Consider the following 21,865-nt stretch of genomic DNA (forward strand, 5'->3'; position numbering starts at 1 on the left):
GAACGAATAGAAGTGGATTTTTAATTTTTTAATACGAAATAAAAGAGAACAATTGACATGGTGAAAGGAAAGGAATAATCTTGAAATTAATTCATACTATTTTTATAGGTAAAATAAATATAGTTACAGGAAGGGGGCTATGTTCCTACATCGTTAAAAATTAGGAAGGTAAAGGTGAGCGTCTAATGAAAAATGCTTTTAAAGGAGCACTTGCTACATTTCTTAGTGTATCGGTATTACTAGCCGGATGTGGTCAAGAGGAAGCAAGTACAAATGAAGCCGGGAACGTACTAAAAGTAAAAGATGAATTTATTAAAGCAAGCGACAAAGCAAAAAGTCCTACTAAAGTAAAAGAAAGAAAAGATACTTTTGTAGTTGGAATGCCAAGTCCTGGCGGGATATTCCTTCCGCACTTTATGGAGAATGGATGGGATGGTAACATAACGCAAGCTATCTTTGCTCCTCTTGTTGGACTCGATAAGGAAGGAAAACCAATTCCAATTTTAGCGAAGAAGTGGGATATTTCGGAGGATCAGCTTACATATACGTTCCATTTGAAAGATGATTTAAAGTTTAGTGATGGATCCCCGTTAACTGCAGATGATGTAGCATTTACATTAACGTTATTACATGATCCAACTTATAGTGGTGCGACTGATATAAGTCAAACAGCAATAAAAGGTGGGCAAGCATATAAAGAAGGAAAAGCGAATTCTATTGAGGGAATTCAGGTCGTAGATTCGAAAACAATTAAAATTACAACTGAAAAGGTAAATGCCCAAACATTATCGTTAATTGGCGGAGAAGTGATTTCAAAAGCTTATTACGGGAAAGAGTATAAACAAGGACACTTGGAGTATTTAAAAGAATTGTATGGGAAGCCGCTGGGAGCAGGAGCTTATAAATTGGATAAATATATTCCTGGTCAAGAAGTTCGATTTGTAGCAAATGAAAATTATTTTGAAGGAAAGCCGAAGATTGAGCACTTTATTTATAAAATTACAAAAGGTGATACGAAGCTACAACAATTTCAAGCGGGAGAAGTAGATTATGATGGTTTTACGACAAACGCGGAGACGATTGAACAGTTAAAGGATTTAGGTTTTGCTAATATTAATGTATATACAGGAAGCTCTTACGGCTACATTAAAATGAATTATAAGAAGCCATACTTTAAAGATAAACGTGTCCGCCAAGCATTTATTTACGGATTAGAGCGTCAAAAGGTTATTGATACGTATTTCCAAGGATATGCGTCACTCGTTAATGTACCGATTACGCCAGTTTCTTGGGCGTATACAGAAGAGGGTATTAATAAATATGAGTATAATTTAGAGAAGGCGAAGAAACTACTGGATGAGGCTGGGTGGAAAGCTGGTTCGGATGGAATTCGTGAAAAGGACGGACAAAAACTGAAAGTAAGTTATTTTGCCTCATCAGCAAGTAAAATAAATGATGTAATGATTCCTGTGATGAAAGAAGATTATAAAAAGCTTGGTGTAGAGTTTAACCCAGAATATATGGACTTTAATACGATGATTTCAAAAGTGATAAAAGGTGATTATGATTTGGCGATGGTATCTACGCCAATGATTGATGATCCGAGTGGAACGATTGAGGAGTTTGTTTCAACAAGTAAACGAAATTATGATGGATATTATAATCCGAAAGTAGATGAATTAGCTAAGCAAGCATTAGAAACGTTGGATATTGAAAAGCGAAAAGAAATTTATAAAAGGTTATATCAAGAGTTAAGCGAAGACCCGCCTGTAATCTTCTTAAATAATAGTAAAGTTGTGTCCGCACATAATGCACGAATTCAAGGATTACAAGAAGATAACTATAACGGTATTTTATTAAGTTTACCTAAATTAAAGATAGAACAATAATTTAGGGGGAATTATCAAAATATTTATTCAGAAAGAATTGACAAAATATAACTGACGATATAAGCTAATAACCATAAAGTCTACCGGAAAGGTCGGAATATGATTGTTACCCCTCAAAAACATCTATTTTTTTACGATTAAAACCGACTTTTCCGATTGGCTATAAATATGCTGTGGGAGGCATACATAAGCTAATAAGTTCAAAGGGTATAACTATTAAACAGTTAGGGTGGGGACAATGAAGACAAAGACAAAAAAATGGGCTGGTGTATTTTCGGTATTACTGAGTAGTTCGCTTGTGTTATCTGCTTGTGGGGGACAGGAAGATACGGCTTCTACAGAACCGGTTAAACAGCAGGATTTAAAAAACATAAAAATAGAAAAGATTGCTGCTACAGATAAAACGAAAGTGCCAGATAAAGCGAAGAATAGAAAAGATACGTTTATTTCTGGTATCTCAAAGCCTGGAGGAGTTTTCTTACCTTACTTTCAAGAGAACGGTTGGGATGGCAATGTGACATCGGTTATTTTTGCTTCCCTTGTTACAACAGATAAACAAGGAAAACCTATACCAGATCTTGCTGAGAAGTGGGATGTTTCTTCAGACCAATTAACATATACATTTCATTTACGTAAAGACTTGAAATTTAGTGATGGATCACCATTAACCGCGGACGATGTAGCATTTACATTATCACTTCTACATGATAAAGCGTATGAAGGCGGAGATGATATTTCACAATATGCAATTAAAGGTGGAAAGGAATATAAAGAAGGAAAAGCGACGTCTATTGAAGGAATTCAAGTTGTGGATCCACAAACAATTAAAATTACGACCGAAAAAGTTAACTCACAAGCGCTAATTGCTTTAGGTGGTCCAGTATTATCGAAAACTTATTATGGGAAAGAGTATAAACAAAATACTAGTTTAGATTATTTAAAAGAGTTATATGGAAAACCGATAGCTGCGGGGCCGTATAAGTTTGAAAAGTATATCCCAGGACAGGAAGTTCGCTTTACAGCAAATGAAAATTATTATGCAGGCAAACCAAAAATTCAAAACTTTATTTATAAGATTACTTCACCGGATACAAAATTCCAATTATTCCAAACAGGTGAGATAGATTATACGGGAGTAGGTTACGGGGATGAAATTTTAGAGCAAGTGAAGAGTTTACAGTTTGCAAATGTTGAAATAGAGACGGCTGCTTCATTTAGTTATATAAGAATGAATAGTAAAAAACCGTATTTAAAAGATAAGAAAGTTCGTCAAGCTCTTATTTATGGATTGGATCGTAAAAAATATGTAGATACAGCTTTGAAAGGATACGGTACAGTAGCAAATGTTCCAATTCATCCAACCTCTTGGGCTTATACAGAAGAGGGCATTAATAAGTACGAATATAACTTAGATAAGGCGAAGAAATTATTAGATGAAGCTGGATGGAAAGCTGGTTCAGACGGAATTCGTGAAAAAGATGGTCAAAAACTTAAATTAACGTATTATGGTGCAAGCTCAGCAAAAGAAGGGGATTTATTTATTCCGATAGCAAAAGAGAACTATAAAGAATTAGGTGTGGAGTTCAATCCTGAATTTATGGATTTCAATACGATGCTGTCAAAAGTGAAAAAAGGCGATTATGATTTAGCTTCTGTTGCAACACCAATTACAACAGATCCAAGTGAAACGGTAAGTGGTTACTCCTCAGAAGGTGATGATAATACTTTAGGTTATAAAAATGAAAAAGTAGATGCATTAATTAAAAAGGGAATTGAAACTGTAGATATTGAGAAACGTAAACCGATTTACAAAGAACTGTACAAAGAACTAAGTGATGATCCACCAGTAATTTTACTAAATTATCGTAGAGTCATCACAGCTTACAATGGAAACATTAAAGGAATTGATCCTGAGAAGTATGACAGTATTAGTTCGAACTCACCAGTATTATCTATTGAAAAATAACGAGAAGAATGTATAAGTAGAAGACATTTTTTCATTCAGCTAGTAATATGCTGATTCGAAAAAATGTTCTTCTATTTTAAGCATAAGATTGGAGAGAAAAAGGGTGAAAACGTATATTGTTCGTAGGTTGTTACAAATGATTCCTACGCTTTTGGGAACGTCAGTTGTTATTTTCTTCCTGTTTGCGCTTCTTCCAGGTGATTATATTGATTCAAATCCTAAGATTACACCACAAAGGGCGGAAGAGCTTCGGGAATTGTACGGATTAAATAAGCCAATTGTTGAACGCTATTTTCACTGGTTAGGTAATGCGTTACAAGGAGACTTTGGTTTTTCACTTCAATATCAAGAACCTGTAACATCACTATTAAATAAATTTATTTGGAACTCTTTTATTGTAGCAATTGTTGCATTGTTTTTTATTTGGCTAATCGCACTTATTATCGGTGTATTTTCAGCGACAAAACAACATTCTTTATTCGATAAGCTTGTAACAATTGGTATCTTTGCAGCAATGTCATTTCCTTCATTTTTTATAGGTCTGTTTTTAATTAAGGTGTTCGCAGTTGATCTTAAGTTATTGCCAATAGGTGGAATGATTGATGTTGGTAGTAATTCAACTGGATTCGCTTATGTGATAGAAGTTGCAAAGCATATGGTTTTACCGGTATTTATTTTGACTCTTCTTGGTGTGGGCTCATTAACTCGCTACTTTAGAACGAGTATGTTAGAGGTTGTAAGACAAGATTACATACGAACGGCACGAGCAAAAGGGTTAAAAGAGAAGACTGTTATTTATAAACACGCATTAAAAAATGCCATTTTACCGGCGATTACTTTGTTGGCATTTGAATTACCAGGTTTATTTTCAGGAGCAATTATTATCGAACAAATTTTTAATTGGCCAGGGATTGGCGGTATTCAATTGGAAGCACTAAATTTCCGTGATTATACAGTATTGATGGCATTTACGATGTTTCTTTCTTGTTTAACAATCGTTTCAAACTTTTTCGCAGATATCGTATATGCAGTTGTTGATCCGCGAATTCGGTTGAAGTAAGGGGGGAAAGAAATGGAGACTGTTACAGTAATTAAAGAGAAGAAAGAAAAAAAGAGAAGAAAAAATGAATCATCGCCTTGGCAACAAGCTCTTAAACGAATCAAGAAAAATAAGATGGCGCTCGTAGGATTGTATGCATTAATTTTTATGTTTTTATTTTGTTTTATCGGTCCGTTCTTTTCACCATATGCATCAGGAAAAATACAAGTTGCGTTAATTAACAAACCACCTAGTTTTTCTCATTGGCTCGGTACAGATCAATTAGGGAGAGATATTTTAACGAGACTGATGCAAGCGGGACGAATTTCATTAACAATAGGCTTAGCTTCAATGGTTTTATCAGTAATACTAGGAGCTGTATTAGGGGCTATTGCAGGGTTTTATCGTGGCATCGTTGATAATATTATTATGCGTCTTGCTGATATTTTAATGTCGATGCCAGGATTACCGTTACTTATTATAATGGGGGCGATTTTATCAGAGTGGAAAGTACCGTCTGATTATCGTCTGTATGTCATTATGATTATTTTAAGTTTAGTAGGTTGGCCGGGGCTTGCACGTCTTGTAAGAGGGCAAATTTTATCACTTAGAGAGCAAGCGTTTATGCAAGCTGCTGATGTACTAGGAATAAAAGATTACCGGAAAATTATCTATCACTTAATTCCTAATGTTTTACCGATATTAATTGTCGTATCCACATTAGGCGTTGCAGGTTCAATTTTAGGGGAGTCCGCACTAAGCTACTTAGGTCTCGGAGTCGTTCCACCTACACCATCATGGGGGAATATGATTAGCGCAGCTAACTCATTAATTGATTTTCAGAAACGTCCATGGTTATGGATTCCGCCTGGTTTCGCAATCTTTATAACAGTTGTATCAATTAACTTACTTGGTGATGCACTTCGTGATGCGTTAGATCCAAAGATGAGACGGTAGGTGAGGGAATATGAGTAGAGCGGTAGTAGAGCTGAAAGATTTACAAACACACTTTCAGACAGAAGAAGGAACAGTAAAGGCTGTAAACCATGTTAGTTTTACAGTTCGAGAAGGTGAAACTGTTTGTGTTGTAGGCGAATCAGGTTGCGGGAAAAGTGTAACAGCTTTATCTATTATGGGACTTATTGCTGAATCAGGCAGTGTAGTAGGTGGAGATATTTTATATGAAGGAAAAAGTCTTTTAGGAATGAAAGAGAAGGAGCTTCGTAGTTTACGAGGTAATGATATTGCGATGATTTTCCAAGAACCGATGACATCGCTGAATCCGGTCTTCACTGTAGGGGAACAGATTGTAGAGACGTTAAGGGAGCATGAATTACTTAGTAAAAACGAAGCGTATAAGAAGGCAATTGAGTTAATTCGTAAAGTCGGCATAGCTCGTGCGGATGAAATCGTCCATTCTTATCCACACGAACTAAGTGGCGGGATGTTACAACGTATTATGATTGCTGTTGCACTTAGTTGTAATCCTAAGTTATTAATTGCTGATGAACCGACGACGGCTCTTGATGTTACGATTCAGGCTCAAATATTAGACTTATTAAGACAAGTGAAAGAGGAATTTAAAACATCCATTTTATTAATTACACATGATTTAGGCGTTGTAGCAGAAATGGCTGATTACGTTGTCGTTATGTATGGCGGGAAAGTTATTGAAGAAGCACCAGTACTAGAGATATTCAAAAATCCGAAACACCCGTATACGAAAGGCTTGTTGAAATCAAAACCAGTGATGGGAAAACGAATAGATAAACTATATTCTATTCCAGGGCAAGTTCCTAATTTAGTTGGCTTGGATGAATTTTGCTACTTCAGCGGTCGTTGTGAGCATTGTATGGAAATATGTAAAGAAGAAGCACCGAATCTAAATGTACATGATGAGAATCATAAAGTAGCTTGTTGGTTATATGAGGAGCGTGCGGGACAATGAGTGAACCATTATTAGAAGTAAAAAATTTAAAAACATATTTCCCTATTAAAGGCGGCATATTTAGTAGAACAGTTGGACATGTAAAAGCGGTTGATGGAGTAAGTTTTACTATTAATAAAGGCGAAGTATTTGGTCTTGTTGGTGAATCAGGAAGCGGAAAAACGACGATAGGAAAAACAATTTTACGTCTCGTCCAAAAAACGGAGGGGGAAGTGAAGTTTAAAGGACACGATGTTCATTCTCTATCAAAAGAGGAATTGAGAAAACATCGACCTAATATGCAGCTTGTGTTTCAAGATCCATTTAGCTCATTAAATCCGAGAATGAGAATTGGAGAAGCACTTGGCGAGCCGATGTTGGCTCACGGACTAGCGACGAAGGAAAATGTTCGTGAAAAGGTAACAGAAGTATTAGAGTTATGTGGCTTAGCCCCATATCATATTGACCGGTATCCTCATGAGTTTTCTGGTGGACAACGTCAGCGTATCGTTATCGCAAGAGCTATGGTATTAAACCCAGAATTCATTGTGGCCGATGAACCTGTGGCAGCACTAGATGTATCTATTCAAGCACAAATTATTAACTTATTTAGTGAGTTACAGGAGAAAAAGGGATTATCCTATTTGTTCATTTCACATGATTTAAGTGTAGTCGAACATTTATGTACGAAAATCGGGATTATGTATTTAGGAACGATTGTGGAAACAGCGCCGCGTGATGAGTTATTTACGAACCCGCTTCATCCGTATACAAAAGCATTGTTATCGGCTGTGCCAATACCAGATCCAACAGTGAAGCGAGAGAGAATCATACTAGAGGGTGACATTCCAAGTCCAGCAAATCCACCTTCGGGTTGTCGCTTTCATACACGTTGCCCGTTTGCAACAGATATTTGTAAACAAGCGGTACCAGAATTCCGTAATGTTGGTGAGGAGCATTTTGTTGCTTGTCATTATGTATAAAGGAAAAGGACCCTTTCAAATGGAAAGGGTCCTTTTTTTATTTACTAGATGAAGTTTGTTTCAATACAAATTGCTCGATTGCATGAGCAACACCATGTTCATTGTTTGTTAATGTTACAACATCACATAGTTTTTTTACATCTTCTTCAGCATTTCCCATTGCAACTGATAAGCCAGCTACTTGTAACATCGGTACATCATTAAAGTTATCCCCGATAGCAATAGTATCTTCAATTGGTATATTGAAATAAGCAGCCATTTCTTGTAGACCGTTCCCTTTATGACCATGCTTATCCATAATTTCTACATTAGTAGGAGCTGATGCCGTAACTGAAATATCAGTGTCTTCTTGTAACATGGTTAATAGCTGTGCACGATGCGCGGCATTAAATGTCAAAATGAAGAATTTAGATATTTCTAATTCTGGATTATTTACAACATCTTCGATTTTTTGGAAATCAGTAATTAAGTTCGATTTCTTTTGTTTTTCTGTAATTCTTTCAAGTTCTTCAAGTGTAACATCTAGTGCATGCTTGTTCTCTTCAAACGCTTGCATGACTTGATCTTGCCATGTATATGGAGAATAAACTCCTTTATTCGTATATAGCTTATATGGAAAACCTTCAGATTCTAGTAATTTTGCAAGCTTGTATACTTTATCGTTTTGTAAACAACGCGAGTTAATTACCTTTCCATCCACATAAACAATTGCCCCATTGCTCGCTCCAACTGGAAGAGATAGTTTATATTCTTCCAATAATTTTAAAGCATCCTCTTTTGCGCGACCAGAACAAATCATGACAATATGACCAGCTTCTTTTGCAGTTTGGATAGCTTGTAAGTTCTCTTTGGAGATCTCAAGATTAGATGATAGTAGTGTACCATCCATATCTAATGCGATTAATTTCAAAATGACCACCTCTTTGCTTTTATTATACATAGTTATATAGAGGAAACATATAAACTTATCTTGGAAAGATTGTATTTTATCCCGCTTTAATGGGCAGTAAGACCCCCACCTCAAAATTCAGCGAAAGCAAAGAAGTTAGGTGTGGGATCAACTGCCCATAAAAGTCCGATTGGTGAGGGCTAATAATCAGTGGGGGATGAAGAAAACCCTCACTGATTAAAGTTTCACTTTATCTAGCACGGACAGTTAGTAAAAGCTTGATAGATTCCAACGTATTCATTTAAATATGTACTTTGATTTGTAACAAAAGTAGAGGTAAGTAGGGGGGATGTTTCGTTATATGACTGTAATATTACAATAACATTACAAACGTTAACTTAGTAGAAAGTGCATTAAAACAAGGTTTTTAAGGGTGTTTATAAAAAACGTAAAAAAAGTGTAATAAAATTTACGTAATTATATTGCAACGTAACAATAGTTATGTTACATTAATGTTACAAACGTTACGTTATTAACTTTAATGTAACGCTAACATAAAAACTATGAAATAAACATTTCTTAGAAATTACATATAGATAACTTATTAAAAGGAGGATACATAAAATGAAAGAGCAAGTATTACAAGTAACAAAAGGTGACTTCGTAGGATCAGCAAGTGGAGCAGTAGTATTAACAGCATTAATCGTATTTCTATCAAGCGTATTAGTATAATAGAAGCTTTGTAACAAAAGAAAAAGAGAGGAGAATGCAAAATGAAAGAGCAAGTATTACAAGTAACAAAAGGTGACTTCGTAGGATCAGCAAGTGGAGCAGTAGTATTAACAGCATTAATCGTGTTTCTATCAAGCGTATTAGTATAATAGAAGTTTTGTAATAAAAGAAAAAGAGAGGAGAATGCAAAATGAAAGAGCAAGTATTACAAGTAACAAAAGGTGACTTCGTAGGATCAGCAAGTGGAGCAGTAGTATTAACAGCATTAATCGTATTTCTATCAAGCGTATTAGTGTAATAGAAGCTTTGTAATAAAAGAAAAAGAGAGGAGAATACAAAATGAAAGAGCAAGTATTACAAGTAACAAAAGGTGACTTCGTAGGATCAGCAAGTGGAGCGGTAGTATTAACAGCATTAATCGTATTTCTATCAAGTGTATTAGTATAATATAAGTTTTAAATTATACAAAATGAAAGGAGAATGAGGAATATGAACAGTGAACAAGTGTTACAAGTAACAAAAACAGATTTATTAGGATCATTAGGTGGAGCGGTAGTATTAACATCATTTATTCTATTCCTTGCAAATATATTAGTATGAGATATATAAATACAATCATTCAAAAAAAATAAAGACTCTAGCATATTAGTAAGTAGTTAATATGTTGGGGTCTTTTTTGTTTTCCTCTCATATATACCTTCAAGTATGAATACTCCCTCCGTCATGTAAAGAGAAAAAAGTCGAATTTTATATGTAAGAAAAAAAGAGGAATTTGACAGAAAAGATAGAAAATTTTAAAGGTCAGAATTTGTTAGCTTGCTAACTAATTTCTAATAACTTACGTTGGAAGCGTTTTCGGTTGGTTTTAAGTATGGACCATTTAATCTATTTACAGGGGGATGAGGATTTTATGAAACAAAAATCTATGGATACGCTAGCTGCACAAATGGAGGACTTTTTTCCGGTACGTGATGTAGATCATTTGGAATTTTACGTAGGAAATGCAAAGCAATCAAGTTATTACCTTGCGAGAGCATTCGGATTCAAAATTGTGGCTTACTCTGGATTAGAAACTGGTAACCGTGAAAAGGTATCTTATGTTCTTGTGCAAAAAAATATGCGTTTTGTTGTGTCTGGAGCTTTAAGTAGCGACAATCGTATCGCAGAATTTGTAAAGACACATGGTGATGGTGTAAAAGATGTTGCTTTACTTGTTGACGATGTTGATAAGGCATACTCGGAAGCAGTGAAACGTGGTGCTGTTGCGATTGCTCCACCTGTGGAATTAACAGACGAGAACGGTACACTGAAAAAAGCAGTTATTGGTACGTATGGTGATACAATTCACACGCTTGTAGAGCGTAAAAATTATAAAGGAACATTTATGCCGGGATTCCAGCAGGTGGAGTTTAATATTCCATTTGAAGAGTCAGGTTTAATTGCTGTAGACCACGTAGTTGGTAATGTTGAAAAAATGGAAGAGTGGGTTAGTTATTACGAGAACGTTATGGGCTTTAAACAAATGATTCATTTTGATGATGACGATATTAGTACAGAGTACTCGGCGTTAATGTCAAAAGTAATGACGAATGGAAGTCGTATTAAGTTCCCTATTAACGAGCCAGCAGATGGAAAGAGAAAGTCGCAAATTCAAGAGTATTTAGAGTTCTACAATGGAGCAGGGGTACAACATCTTGCTTTACTAACAAGCGATATCGTTAAAACAGTGGAAGCGCTGCGTGCAAATGGTGTGGAGTTTTTAGATACACCTGATACTTATTATGATGAATTAAGTGCACGAGTTGGAAAAATTGATGAGGAAATTGATAGATTAAAAGAATTAAAGATTTTAGTAGATCGTGATGAGGAAGGATACTTACTACAAATCTTTACGAAACCAATTGTAGATCGTCCAACTTTATTTATTGAAATCATTCAACGTAAAGGTTCTCGCGGATTTGGAGAAGGGAACTTTAAAGCATTATTCGAATCAATTGAAAGAGAACAGGAACGTCGCGGAAACTTATAAGATTTGTATCCACCAGCAAAAGTCTTTTTGTTGGTGGAAATTTCATTTTCATAGGGAGGAATCATGATGAAATTTGTTACATTTCGTCTTCCTTCGAAAGAAATGCGAGCTGGATGGCTTGAAGGTGACAAAGTAATTGATATGAACCTTGCTAGTGATGGGAAATTACCTTCTTCTATGTTCGCCTTTTTAGAGAAAGCGGATGAGTATGTAGAAGTATTGCGTAAGATTAAGAATCCGGAAAAGGGTGTATATTCCTTAAAGGACGTACAATTAGCGGCGGCAATTCCTAATCCGAGTAGTATTCGGGATTTTTACGCGTTTGAACAGCATGTAAAAACGGCCCGTGGCCGAAGAGGGCTAGATGTTGTACCTGAATGGTACGATATCCCGGTTTTTTATTTTACGAACCATCGTGCTGTAATTGATCCGGATGATTTTGTAATTGGTCCGAAGAAATCTAGAAAACTTGATTATGAGCTAGAGATTGCTTGCGTAATTGGGAAAGAAGGAAGGAATATTTCTCGTGAGCAAGCAGAAGAATACATTTTTGGTTATTGTATTATGAATGACTGGAGTGCAAGGGACTTACAAGCAACAGAAATGAAGGTAGGACTTGGTCCAGCAAAAGGAAAAGATTTTGCAACTTCATTAGGAGCGCATCTTGTTACGAAAGAGGAACTGGATGTGTATCGTAACGGTGACCGTTATGAATTAGAAATGACTGCTCATGTAAATGGAAAGCTATTATCAAAGGGGAACTTCCAAGATATTTACTATACATTTGCTGAAATGATTGAACGTGCTTCGGAAGACGTTACGTTATATCCAGGAGATGTGATTGGTTCTGGGACAGTAGGAACAGGGTGTATTTTAGAACTGGGTACGGAAGAGTGGCTACAAGATGGAGATGTTGTAGAACTTACGATTACTGGTTTAGGTACGTTACGTAATACGGTCAAAAAAGAAATGGAAGCAGGTGATGGGCATGTTTTATCGTCACATGGGGGAGCTACCTCATAAACGACATGTACAATTCCGTAAAAAGGATGGATCGCTTTATCGTGAACAGGTAATGGGAACGAAAGGTTTTTCTGGTACGCAGTCTATTTTGTATCATCATTATATGCCAACGGAAGTATCGCATTCGGCGGTATCACATTCCTGTCAGTTGCAGTATGAAGAAGATGTAGCTCTTGCTCATCGTCATTTTCGTACGAAAGAAAATAAAAAAACTGGCGATGCAGTAAGTGGAAGAAACTTTATGCTTGGGAATGAGGATTTATTAATTGGAGTAGTGACTCCAACAGAAAAAATGGACTATTTCTACCGTAATGGTGATGGAGATGAAATGTTATTTGTTCATTACGGAACAGGGAAAATTGAAACGATGTTTGGAACGATTCACTATCGAAAAGGTGATTATGTAACGATTCCAATTGGAACAATCTATCGTGTTATTCCAGATGAAGGAGAGACTAAGCTTCTTGTTGTAGAGGCAAATAGTCAAATTACAACGCCGCGTCGCTATCGTAATGAATACGGACAATTGTTAGAGCATAGTCCGTTTTGTGAGAGGGATATTCGTGGTCCTGAAAAATTAGAGACGCATGATGAAAAAGGTGAGTTTGTCGTAATGACAAAGTCGCGAGGGTATATGCATAAGCATGTTTTAGGGCACCATCCGTTAGATGTTGTTGGATGGGATGGCTATTTATATCCGTGGGTCTTTAATGTAGAGGACTTTGAACCAATCACAGGTCGTATTCATCAGCCACCTCCAGTACATCAAACGTTCGAAGGTCACAATTTTGTTATTTGCTCTTTCGTACCGCGTTTATATGACTATCATCCAGAATCTATTCCGGCACCATATTATCATAGTAACGTGAATAGTGATGAAGTACTGTACTATGTAGAAGGAAACTTTATGAGCCGGAAAGGTGTGGAAGAAGGTTCTATTACACTTCATCCGAGCGGAATTCCTCATGGGCCGCACCCTGGGAAAACAGAGGCGAGTATAGGGAAGAAAGAAACGCTTGAATTAGCTGTTATGATAGATACATTCCGTCCGCTTCGTATTGTAAAACAAGCACATGAGACGGAAGATGAAAAATATATGTATAGCTGGATTGAAGAAGGTTCACATACTGTGAAATAAGTAAAAAGAGGCATGCTCACTTAGTGGGCATGCCTCTTTTATGGAATCGACATGTATAATAATACCAAAAAAAGTTATAGAAAGATATATAGAAAGAAGGATAAGGATAGGGCGTACTCAGAAGAATTTCTACTTATTTCGACAAAAGTATTGACTGGGAAAAGTGCTATGAGTAAGGATGAAGAAGATGCAGTAAATTTATAAGTCGAAAAATCCATTCTAATTCTATTAGGATGGATTTTCATTTCTGAAAATTTGTATTTTTCTGATTGTGTGTATAATATAATTATTGGGGAACTAAGGGAGGAATGTATGAAAAACACGTGGCGTGAGTTAAGGGAGATGGACCGTAACGTATGGATTCGGTTTATTGGCGAGACGTTAAATGGAATTGCAATGATGATGTTGATGCCTTTTTTTGCCTTATATTTAAAAGATAAGGTAGATTCATTATTACAGGTTGGAGTTATTATGGCGCTTTCTCCAATTGCAGCAAGCTTTGGATCGATTATAGGGGGAAGAATTGCTGATATATATGGAAGAAAGCCGATTATGATATTTTCGATGACGAGTAATGCGGTATTAATGCTCGGTTTTTTATTTATAGAAGGATTTATTCCATATGCGATTTTATCTGTTTTTTTAGGATTAAGTAATTCGCTATTTCATCCAGCTGCATCAGCGATGGTTGCGGATGTAACAGCGCCAGAAAAAAGAACAGAAGCATATGGTTTATTACGAATGGGGCACAATATAGGTGCTGCAATTGGCCCGATAATGGGTGCTTCAGTAGTTATGTTTTCGAAGAACCTTGTGTTTATTATTGCCTCGTCTACGATGTTATTTTATGCATTACTTGTATTCATTCTTATTCAAGAAACAATGCCAAAGAGCGCGAATAAAGAAGAGAATAAAGAAAAAGAATCAGGGGCGGTTTGGAAAATTGTAATGAGAGATAAGGCACTAATGATTTATTTATTAGCAGGTATCATTATTTCGATGGGATTTTCTCAAACAGAAGGCATGTTGCCGCTGCACTTTGATAATGAAATGAAAGGCATTTTTGGAACTAATAATCCATACCCATATTTAATGGCCTTAAATGGACTATTAGTTGTGTTGTTCCAATTTCAAATTTCAAAATGGGCCACAGATAAACCTGTTGGAAAGACGATGTTATATGGTGCATGGTTGTTCGGGGTTGGTTTGTTCTTTATTGGATGGTTACCGAAGTGGTTTGGAGTATTTGATACAAATGCTACAATTATTTTAATAACGTTGCTGTTCGTTTATGCCATATATACGTTAGGTGAGATGATTATGTCGCCTGTACAGATGACGTTTGTAGCGAATTTGGCCCCTGAGCATTTGAGAGGGACTTATATGGGAGCTGCAAGTTTGCAGTGGATTACAGGAGGTGCATTCGGTCCACTTCTTGGCGGTTTTTTATTGGATCGATTACTTGGCCACGTTCTATTTACAATTTTAGCTGTAGGATGTGTAGTTGCAGGTATTGTATATGTTTCTTTAGATCGTCTCGTTGAGCAAAGGCAAAAAGGCACATTGACCAAACAATCTTCTTAATGGGTAGGTGACATACACAAAAAGGGGATTTCTACATATTTTAGGTACGTAACTAGATTGAATTACAATTTTATCCCGCTTTAATGGGCAGTAAGACCCCCACCTCAAAATCCAGCGAAAGCAAAGAAGTTAGGTGGGGGATCAACTGCCCATAAAATTCCGATTGGTTCAATTAATAATCAGTGGGGGATGAAGAAACACCCCCACTGATTAAAGTTTCACTTTATCCCGCTATTTGTGGGCAGTAAGACTTCCACCTCAAAATTCGGCGGGAGATAACTGCCCGTAAATGCCCGATTGGTGCGGGCTGATAATTAGTGGGGATGACCCCCTTGCTAATTAAAGTTTCACTTTATTTTAGAATTTAATTTTGTATATTTATGAAGAAAGTTAAGTAGAAAAAGTATAGAAAACCAATAAGTGGTGTCATTTATTTATTTGTGGAAGTTACATTTTATTTCAAATAGGAACTACCTATTTTTATAAAAAGTGCTAAAATAGAAAAATGAAAACAATTGGTTAGGGTGATTTCAGTGACAAAAATTAAATTAGGTTTATTATATGGTGGAAAATCAGCTGAGCATCAAGTTTCGCTACAAACGGCTCTTGCTGCTATTAAAGCATTAAATCAAGATAAATTCGAGATTCATCCGATTTATATTACAGAACAAGGTCAATGGGTGCGCGGTGAGCGTATTGAAGGTGAAGTGACAGATGTTGAAGTTCTAAAAATGAGCGGTGCAGAAAATGCGATTTCTCCGTTATCATTAAGCACAGAAATTATTCCATCAGCAACTTCTGAAGAGAATGCTATCGACGTTATTTTCCCATTATTACATGGACCAAATGGTGAAGATGGAACGGTTCAAGGATTATTAGAATTAATGAACATTCCTTATGTAGGAAATGGTGTTCTAGCATCTGCTGCTGGTATGGATAAAGTTGTTATGAAAAACATCTTTGCAGAAGCTGGATTAAAACAAGCAAAATATGCATCATTCATTCGTAGCACATGGGAAAAAGATTGTGAAACAGCATATGAAAAAGTAGAAGAAGTTTTAGGATATCCTTGCTTCGTAAAACCAGCAAACCTTGGTTCAAGTGTTGGTATTAATAAGTGTAAAAATCGTGAAGAACTTGAGAATGCATTTGAAGAGGCGTTCCAATTTGACCGCAAAATTATTGTAGAAGAAAATATTGTTGGACGTGAAGTAGAAGTTGGTGTACTAGGTAATGATGAGCCGAAATGTTCAGTTGTAGGTGAAATCGTACCGAAAAAAGACTTCTATGATTATAAGTCGAAATACATCGATGGTGATACAGCGTTAATTATTCCAGCTGAAATGACAGAAGAAGAGTCTAACGTTATTAAGCGAGACGCGATTATTGCATTCCAATCGTTAGATGGTGCTGGCTTAACAAGAGCTGATTTCTTCTTAACGAAAGATGGAGAAGTATATATTAACGAAGTGAATACGATGCCAGGATTTACGCCGTTTAGTATGTTCCCTCTATTATGGCAACATACTGGATTACCGTATCCGGAATTAATTGAAGAGCTAATCAATTTAGCAATTGCGCGTCACGAGGAAAAACAAAAAATTAAATATACAATCTAACAAAAAAGGAGGAAGCACTATTCGCAGGAATAGTGCTTCCTCTATGTAAGGAGTGTTTTCATGATAAATCGAACGTTAAAACAAGTAGAACAGATGGTAAATGGTACGGGATTAGCAGAGCAATATGAGGGAATTACTATACAAGGAGTGTCTATTGATACGAGAAAAATTGAAAAGGGAAACTTATATGTTCCAATTCAAGGTGAACGTTTCGATGGACATGCTTTTGTAGACAAAGCTGTTGAAAATGGAGCTGTGGCGACATTATGGATGAAAGATGTAGCAAATCCACCTGAGAATCTTCCAGTTATTTTTGTAGAAGATACGCTATCGGCATTACAAATGTTATCGAAAAATTATCGCGATCAATTGGATGTTAAGGTTATTGGTGTGACAGGTAGTAACGGTAAAACATCTACAAAAGATATTGTGACAAGTCTTCTTGCGACTAAATTCAAAGTTCAAAAAACAGAAGGAAACTTCAATAACCATATCGGGTTACCTCTTACTATTTTAAACTTAGAAGAAAATACAGAAGTAGCTGTATTAGAAATGGGTATGTCAAGCCGAGGGGAAATTGAATTCTTATCTAAGTTAGCACGTCCAAATGCAGCTATCATTACGAACATTGGTGAGGCACATTTAATGGACTTAGGCTCTCGTGAGGCGATTGCTGAAGCGAAATTAGAAATTGTGGCAGGATTACAAGAGGGTGGAGTATTCGTATATAACGGAGATGAGCCATTATTAACAAATCGTGTTCCTGAAATGAATTTAATGGCTGAAACAGTTACGTTTGGTGACGCTAGAGCAAATGATTACTATCCAACGACTGTAACATTACAGGCAACTGGGACGCACTTTAAAATGAATAGAGAAGAAAACATTTCATTCTACCTACCAGTATTAGGAAAACACAATGTGTACAATACGCTTGCTTCAATGGCGATTGCGAAACATTTCGGTGTAACGTGGGAAGAGATGAAAGAAGGTTTAGTTACACTTCAAATGACAGGCATGCGTATGGAGATTGTAAAAACAAATAGTGGTTTAACAATTATCAATGATGCTTATAATGCAAGTCCAACGGCTATGGAAGCAGCATTCCATTTAATGAATGGTTTAGATGGATTTGCTAAAAAAATTGTTGTGCTCGGCGATATGTTAGAGCTTGGAAATCAAGAAGTACAGTTTCATTATGAAGTAGGTAAATTAATCGATCCAGCAAAAATCTCATATGTGTTCACATATGGTAAATTAGGGGCTCAAATTGCTGAAGGAGCGAAAATTAATTTCCCTACTGAGCGTGTAAAAGCGTATGATAATAAAGAAGAGCTAGTGAAAGAGTTACAAGCAGTAGTTGATGTGAAAGATGTTGTATTAATAAAAGCATCTCGCGGTATGAAATTGGAAGAAGTAATTACGATGTTGAAATAATTGGTGTATATAAATAGGGATGATAGATGCGAAAATAGAAGAAACTTATAATAAGCGCTTACAGTAAATATAAAAAAATAAAAGTGAAGAAAAAAACTCTGAATATGAAAATAAGGTAACAGTTGGGTTTGCTTTTTACACATACAAAACTTATAATTGATAAAGTGTAATAACGTTTAGAAGTATTTTCGCGAAGAATATACGCCCGTTTATATACGTGAGCATTCAGGAAAAGGGCTTTTCCGCAAATTCGGAAAACGCCTTTTTTTAAATGATAAGTATAGGATAGAAAAGGAGAAGTAACATTGACAACATTTCGAGAATTAGGATTAAGTGAGTCTTTACTGCAATCTGTTGAAAGCATGGGCTTTGAAGAGGCTACGCCGATTCAAGCTGAAACAATTCCACATGCATTGCAAGGTAAAGATATTATTGGGCAAGCACAAACAGGTACAGGGAAAACAGCAGCATTCGGATTACCACTATTAGATAAAGTGGATACAAATAAAGAAGCAGTTCAAGGTATTGTTATCGCGCCAACGCGTGAATTAGCAATTCAAGTTGGAGAAGAGCTATACAAAATTGGTAAACATAAACGCGTTCGTATTTTACCAATCTATGGTGGTCAAGATATTAACCGCCAAATTCGTGCTCTAAAAAAACACCCACACATTATTGTTGGTACGCCGGGTCGTATTTTAGATCATATTAACCGTAAAACACTTCGCTTACAAAACGTAGAGACTGTTGTTCTTGACGAAGCGGATGAAATGTTAAACATGGGCTTCATTGAAGATATTGAAGCGATTTTAACAGATGTGCCAGAAACACATCAAACATTATTATTCTCAGCGACAATGCCAGATCCAATCCGTCGTATTGCTGAGCGTTTCATGACTGAGCCTCAACACATTAAAGTAAAAGCAAAAGAAGTAACAATGCCAAACATTCAGCAGTTCTATTTAGAAGTGCAAGAAAAGAAAAAGTTTGACGTGTTAACACGCTTACTAGATATTCAATCTCCAGAGCTTGCAATCGTATTCGGTCGTACAAAGCGTCGTGTTGATGAATTATCAGAAGCGTTAAATTTACGTGGTTATGCAGCAGAAGGTATTCACGGTGACTTAACACAAGCGAAGCGTATGTCTGTATTACGTAAATTTAAAGAAGGTGCTATTGAAGTTCTTGTTGCAACAGACGTTGCTGCACGTGGTCTTGATATTTCAGGCGTAACACACGTATATAACTTCGATATCCCACAAGATCCAGAATCATACGTTCACCGTATCGGTCGTACTGGCCGTGCAGGTAAAAAAGGTATTGCAATGCTATTTGTAACACCACGTGAATCAGGACAATTAAAAAATATCGAGCGCACAACAAAACGTAAAGTTGATCGTATGGAAGCACCGACACTTGACGAGGCATTAGAAGGTCAACAACGTTTAATCGCTGAAAAACTTCAAAGCACAATTCAAAATGAGAATTTATCATACTACAAGCGTATTGCAGAAGAAATGTTAGAAGAGAACGACTCTGTAACAGTAGTAGCTGCTGCTTTAAAAATGATGACAAAAGAACCAGATACAACTCCAATCGCTTTAACATCAGAACCACCAGTTGTTTCAAGAGGTGGCGGTTCTAAAAAACGCGGCGGTAACGGAGGCGGATACCGTGATGGTAACCGTAATCGTAGTCGTGACGGACGCGGCGGTGGCGATGGTCGTAACCGTGATCGCAATCGTGATGGACGCGGTGGTGGCGATGGCCGTAACCGTGATCGCAATCGTGATGCTGGTAACCGTGATCGTAATCGTGATGGCGGTAGCCGTGGTCGTAAAGGTGAAGGTCAAGGTCGTCCTGGATCTTCAAATGGACGTGGCGAAAGAAAACATCATAGCCGTCCACAGGCTTAATACAAAAGAGAATGCCCTTTGCCGGCATTCTCTTTTTTTATTTCTGTAATTGTACATACTACATAATAACTTGTGTAGAAAAGAGGTGCTACATGCTTGTAAGACTTGGGTATGTTGCGATGAGTGTACATGTAAAGAACGCATCTCCATCTCAAACGATGACATATGCGCAGTTTCAACGAATTGATGATCGAGAGGCTGCAATTCGTAAACTTGAAAGAATTGCTAATTCAAATTTAGAAAATTGTTTACGGTTATTAAAGCATAATAAAGGACATGATATATCTTTCTTTCGGCTTAGTTCCAAGCTCGTTCCTTTAGCGAACCATGAGGAGTTGTTAGAGTGGAACTATATTCGCCCCTTAAAAGAAAATTTAAAAGTGCTAGGTGATTACGCTATTCGAATGAATATGCGTATTGATTTCCATCCAGATCATTTTGTTGTGCTGAATTCACCTGAGGAGAAAATTTTTAAGCAATCTGTAAAAACATTGCAGATGCATAAAAAATTATTAAAAGGTATGGGAATTGAACATAAGCAACGATGCGTATTACATGTAGGCGGAGGTTATAACGATAAGGAGCTCGCATTAGAACGCTTTATAGAAAATTGGTCAAGTGTTCCAAGAGGTATCCAAGAGATGGTCATATTAGAAAATGATGATACGACCTTTTCTTTAGAAGAAACATTGTATTTAGGTGAAAAGTTAGATATTCCAGTCGTGTTTGATTTGCATCACCATATGATGAATCATGATCGAGAAGATTGGCATGAAGATTGGGCGCGTGTTGTACATACGTGGGAGTCGTCTTTGTTACCAGTGAAAATGCACATTTCTAGTCCTAGAGAAGGGAAAGACCCGAGAGCGCATGCGGACTTTATTGACGTAGATACTTTTTTGTCTTTTTTAAAAAAGATAAAGGGAAGTGTTCCGCAAATTGATTGTATGATTGAGGCGAAGAAGAAGGATGAGTCTTTATTTCAATTAATGAGAGATTTAAGTAAACAAACAGAGGTAGAAATTGTCGATGGTGCGAGCTTTTATATTAAATAAGCTCTGCACCATCGAATTTTTTTGTTAATAAAGGAGTGCAAATACCGCCAATGATCAATCCTGTTAAATGGCTTATAGGGTTAGCAGAGGGATTGAAGAAAGTGAATAGTAGTAATATACATATCATGATTGAAAAAATAGCAATGTCTCTTGGATTGGAAGAACGATATCGACTATACAATAGAAATAATTGCGCTCCTAGCAATCCAAAAATACCACCAGATGCTCCGGCATGAATATATTCAAGAGGCATAATAAGATAAGAAGAAATATTTCCAAGAATGCCAGAAAGGAAAAAAATAATGATGAAAGAAAAGTGTCCTAGTTGTTTTTCAATAGAAGAGCCGAGTACAAATAAACAAATACTATTAGAAAGGAAATGTTGTAAGTCTACATGTACAAGTAAGGAAGTTATGAGACGCCACCATTCTCCTTTAGCGATATATTCATTGTAGGATGACATGGGAAAGAGAAAAAAGTCGCCTAACATAATCATGACTAATTGTATGAGAAGTAAAGCGATGACGATTGGTTGTAAGGGAATGCGAGCAGAAGGTATTAGCATGTTGTTAGTATCACTCCTTTTGCATCAGAAAGATTCTCTGTTATTCTTACAATATGAAAAAAGAAAGCTAAATA

General features: G+C 36.5%; 21 protein-coding genes. 19 read left to right on the top strand and 2 right to left on the bottom strand.

Annotated features, from left to right (window positions below):
• Positions 1-185 precede the first annotated feature (185 nt).
• The 6 genes from MHB74_RS01230 to MHB74_RS01255 all read left to right on the top strand — a co-directional run bounded on the left by MHB74_RS01230 (position 186) and on the right by MHB74_RS01255 (position 7,804).
• Positions 186-1,889, top strand: coding sequence for an ABC transporter substrate-binding protein (locus MHB74_RS01230; protein WP_061677931.1), 1,704 nt, complete (start codon positions 186-188; stop codon positions 1,887-1,889).
• 238 nt (positions 1,890-2,127) lie between these two features.
• A complete protein-coding gene (locus tag MHB74_RS01235; protein WP_061677932.1) occupies positions 2,128-3,855 on the top strand; it encodes an ABC transporter substrate-binding protein in 1,728 nt (575 codons plus the stop codon).
• A gap of 103 nt (positions 3,856-3,958) precedes the next feature.
• Positions 3,959-4,915: an ABC transporter permease gene (locus MHB74_RS01240; RefSeq protein WP_061677933.1), complete on the top strand. Its 957-nt coding sequence runs from the start codon at positions 3,959-3,961 to the stop codon at positions 4,913-4,915.
• Between the two features lie 12 nt (positions 4,916-4,927).
• A complete protein-coding gene (opp4C, locus tag MHB74_RS01245; protein WP_061677934.1) occupies positions 4,928-5,851 on the top strand; it encodes an oligopeptide ABC transporter permease in 924 nt (307 codons plus the stop codon).
• A 10-nt stretch (positions 5,852-5,861) separates the two neighbouring features.
• Positions 5,862-6,842 carry an ABC transporter ATP-binding protein gene (locus MHB74_RS01250; RefSeq protein WP_061677935.1) on the top strand — a complete coding sequence of 327 codons (981 nt, stop codon included), beginning with the start codon at positions 5,862-5,864 and terminating at the stop codon, positions 6,840-6,842.
• On the top strand, positions 6,839-7,804 hold the full coding sequence (locus MHB74_RS01255) for an ABC transporter ATP-binding protein (RefSeq protein ID WP_061677936.1): 966 nt from the start codon (positions 6,839-6,841) through the stop codon (positions 7,802-7,804). The genes MHB74_RS01250 and MHB74_RS01255 overlap by 4 nt, the downstream gene beginning before the upstream one ends.
• A gap of 37 nt (positions 7,805-7,841) precedes the next feature.
• Here MHB74_RS01255 and MHB74_RS01260 read toward each other — a convergent pair whose 3' ends face one another.
• Entirely contained in the window at positions 7,842-8,714 is an 873-nt protein-coding gene (locus MHB74_RS01260; protein ID WP_061677937.1) for a Cof-type HAD-IIB family hydrolase, read from the bottom strand.
• 603 nt (positions 8,715-9,317) lie between these two features.
• On the opposite strand from MHB74_RS01260, the gene MHB74_RS01265 reads away from it, so the two are divergent.
• From MHB74_RS01265 to uvsE, 13 genes are all read left to right on the top strand, one after another.
• Positions 9,318-9,425, top strand: a complete 108-nt coding sequence (locus MHB74_RS01265; protein WP_000664237.1) for a DUF3948 family protein — start codon at positions 9,318-9,320, stop codon at positions 9,423-9,425.
• 41 nt (positions 9,426-9,466) lie between these two features.
• On the top strand, positions 9,467-9,574 hold the full coding sequence (locus MHB74_RS01270; protein WP_000664237.1) for a DUF3948 family protein: 108 nt from the start codon (positions 9,467-9,469) through the stop codon (positions 9,572-9,574).
• Between the two features lie 41 nt (positions 9,575-9,615).
• Positions 9,616-9,723, top strand: coding sequence for a DUF3948 family protein (locus MHB74_RS01275; RefSeq protein WP_000664237.1), 108 nt, complete (start codon positions 9,616-9,618; stop codon positions 9,721-9,723).
• 41 nt (positions 9,724-9,764) lie between these two features.
• The gene (locus MHB74_RS01280; protein ID WP_000664237.1) at positions 9,765-9,872 is read left to right on the top strand and encodes a DUF3948 family protein; all 108 of its coding nucleotides are present in this window, start codon (positions 9,765-9,767) and stop codon (positions 9,870-9,872) included.
• A 42-nt stretch (positions 9,873-9,914) separates the two neighbouring features.
• Positions 9,915-10,025, top strand: a complete 111-nt coding sequence (locus MHB74_RS01285; RefSeq protein WP_001083699.1) for a DUF3948 family protein — start codon at positions 9,915-9,917, stop codon at positions 10,023-10,025.
• Positions 10,026-10,335: 310 nt separating this feature from the next.
• Positions 10,336-11,454, top strand: a complete 1,119-nt coding sequence (gene hppD, locus MHB74_RS01290; protein ID WP_061680014.1) for a 4-hydroxyphenylpyruvate dioxygenase — start codon at positions 10,336-10,338, stop codon at positions 11,452-11,454.
• 66 nt (positions 11,455-11,520) lie between these two features.
• On the top strand, positions 11,521-12,477 hold the full coding sequence (locus tag MHB74_RS01295; protein WP_061680013.1) for a fumarylacetoacetate hydrolase family protein: 957 nt from the start codon (positions 11,521-11,523) through the stop codon (positions 12,475-12,477).
• The gene (locus MHB74_RS01300; RefSeq protein ID WP_061680012.1) at positions 12,443-13,615 is read left to right on the top strand and encodes a homogentisate 1,2-dioxygenase; all 1,173 of its coding nucleotides are present in this window, start codon (positions 12,443-12,445) and stop codon (positions 13,613-13,615) included. The genes MHB74_RS01295 and MHB74_RS01300 overlap by 35 nt, the downstream gene beginning before the upstream one ends.
• A gap of 312 nt (positions 13,616-13,927) precedes the next feature.
• Positions 13,928-15,199 carry an MDR family MFS transporter gene (locus MHB74_RS01305; protein WP_061680011.1) on the top strand — a complete coding sequence of 424 codons (1,272 nt, stop codon included), beginning with the start codon at positions 13,928-13,930 and terminating at the stop codon, positions 15,197-15,199.
• 533 nt (positions 15,200-15,732) lie between these two features.
• Positions 15,733-16,818, top strand: a complete 1,086-nt coding sequence (locus MHB74_RS01310; protein WP_061680010.1) for a D-alanine--D-alanine ligase — start codon at positions 15,733-15,735, stop codon at positions 16,816-16,818.
• A gap of 60 nt (positions 16,819-16,878) precedes the next feature.
• Positions 16,879-18,255, top strand: a complete 1,377-nt coding sequence (gene murF, locus MHB74_RS01315; RefSeq protein WP_061680009.1) for a UDP-N-acetylmuramoyl-tripeptide--D-alanyl-D-alanine ligase — start codon at positions 16,879-16,881, stop codon at positions 18,253-18,255.
• A gap of 305 nt (positions 18,256-18,560) precedes the next feature.
• Positions 18,561-20,171, top strand: a complete 1,611-nt coding sequence (locus MHB74_RS01320; RefSeq protein WP_061680008.1) for a DEAD/DEAH box helicase — start codon at positions 18,561-18,563, stop codon at positions 20,169-20,171.
• Positions 20,172-20,263: 92 nt separating this feature from the next.
• Positions 20,264-21,226 (top strand): UV DNA damage repair endonuclease UvsE, encoded by a 963-nt coding sequence (gene uvsE / locus MHB74_RS01325; RefSeq protein ID WP_061680007.1) that lies wholly within the window; start codon positions 20,264-20,266, stop codon positions 21,224-21,226.
• On the opposite strand, the gene MHB74_RS01330 is transcribed toward uvsE, so the two are convergent.
• Positions 21,219-21,791 (bottom strand): rhomboid family intramembrane serine protease, encoded by a 573-nt coding sequence (locus MHB74_RS01330; protein ID WP_061680006.1) that lies wholly within the window; start codon positions 21,789-21,791, stop codon positions 21,219-21,221. The two genes, uvsE and MHB74_RS01330, sit on opposite strands and share 8 nt — an antisense overlap.
• Positions 21,792-21,865: the final 74 nt, after the last annotated feature.

This window comes from Bacillus sp. FSL K6-0069, from assembly GCF_038007785.1.
Classification (GTDB): Bacteria; Bacillota; Bacilli; order Bacillales; family Bacillaceae_G; genus Bacillus_A; species Bacillus_A mobilis.

Coding starts and splice junctions, on each gene's coding strand:
- MHB74_RS01230 (WP_061677931.1), top strand. CDS start 186: ATGAAAAATGCTTTTAAAGGAGCACTTGCTACATTTCTTAGTGTATCG.
- MHB74_RS01235 (WP_061677932.1), top strand. CDS start 2,128: ATGAAGACAAAGACAAAAAAATGGGCTGGTGTATTTTCGGTATTACTG.
- opp4C (WP_061677934.1), top strand. CDS start 4,928: ATGGAGACTGTTACAGTAATTAAAGAGAAGAAAGAAAAAAAGAGAAGA.
- MHB74_RS01250 (WP_061677935.1), top strand. CDS start 5,862: ATGAGTAGAGCGGTAGTAGAGCTGAAAGATTTACAAACACACTTTCAG.
- MHB74_RS01255 (WP_061677936.1), top strand. CDS start 6,839: ATGAGTGAACCATTATTAGAAGTAAAAAATTTAAAAACATATTTCCCT.
- MHB74_RS01265 (WP_000664237.1), top strand. CDS start 9,318: ATGAAAGAGCAAGTATTACAAGTAACAAAAGGTGACTTCGTAGGATCA.
- MHB74_RS01270 (WP_000664237.1), top strand. CDS start 9,467: ATGAAAGAGCAAGTATTACAAGTAACAAAAGGTGACTTCGTAGGATCA.
- MHB74_RS01275 (WP_000664237.1), top strand. CDS start 9,616: ATGAAAGAGCAAGTATTACAAGTAACAAAAGGTGACTTCGTAGGATCA.
- MHB74_RS01280 (WP_000664237.1), top strand. CDS start 9,765: ATGAAAGAGCAAGTATTACAAGTAACAAAAGGTGACTTCGTAGGATCA.
- MHB74_RS01285 (WP_001083699.1), top strand. CDS start 9,915: ATGAACAGTGAACAAGTGTTACAAGTAACAAAAACAGATTTATTAGGA.
- hppD (WP_061680014.1), top strand. CDS start 10,336: ATGAAACAAAAATCTATGGATACGCTAGCTGCACAAATGGAGGACTTT.
- MHB74_RS01295 (WP_061680013.1), top strand. CDS start 11,521: ATGAAATTTGTTACATTTCGTCTTCCTTCGAAAGAAATGCGAGCTGGA.
- MHB74_RS01300 (WP_061680012.1), top strand. CDS start 12,443: ATGTTTTATCGTCACATGGGGGAGCTACCTCATAAACGACATGTACAA.
- MHB74_RS01305 (WP_061680011.1), top strand. CDS start 13,928: ATGAAAAACACGTGGCGTGAGTTAAGGGAGATGGACCGTAACGTATGG.
- murF (WP_061680009.1), top strand. CDS start 16,879: ATGATAAATCGAACGTTAAAACAAGTAGAACAGATGGTAAATGGTACG.
- uvsE (WP_061680007.1), top strand. CDS start 20,264: ATGCTTGTAAGACTTGGGTATGTTGCGATGAGTGTACATGTAAAGAAC.
- MHB74_RS01330 (WP_061680006.1), bottom strand. CDS start 21,791: ATGCTAATACCTTCTGCTCGCATTCCCTTACAACCAATCGTCATCGCT.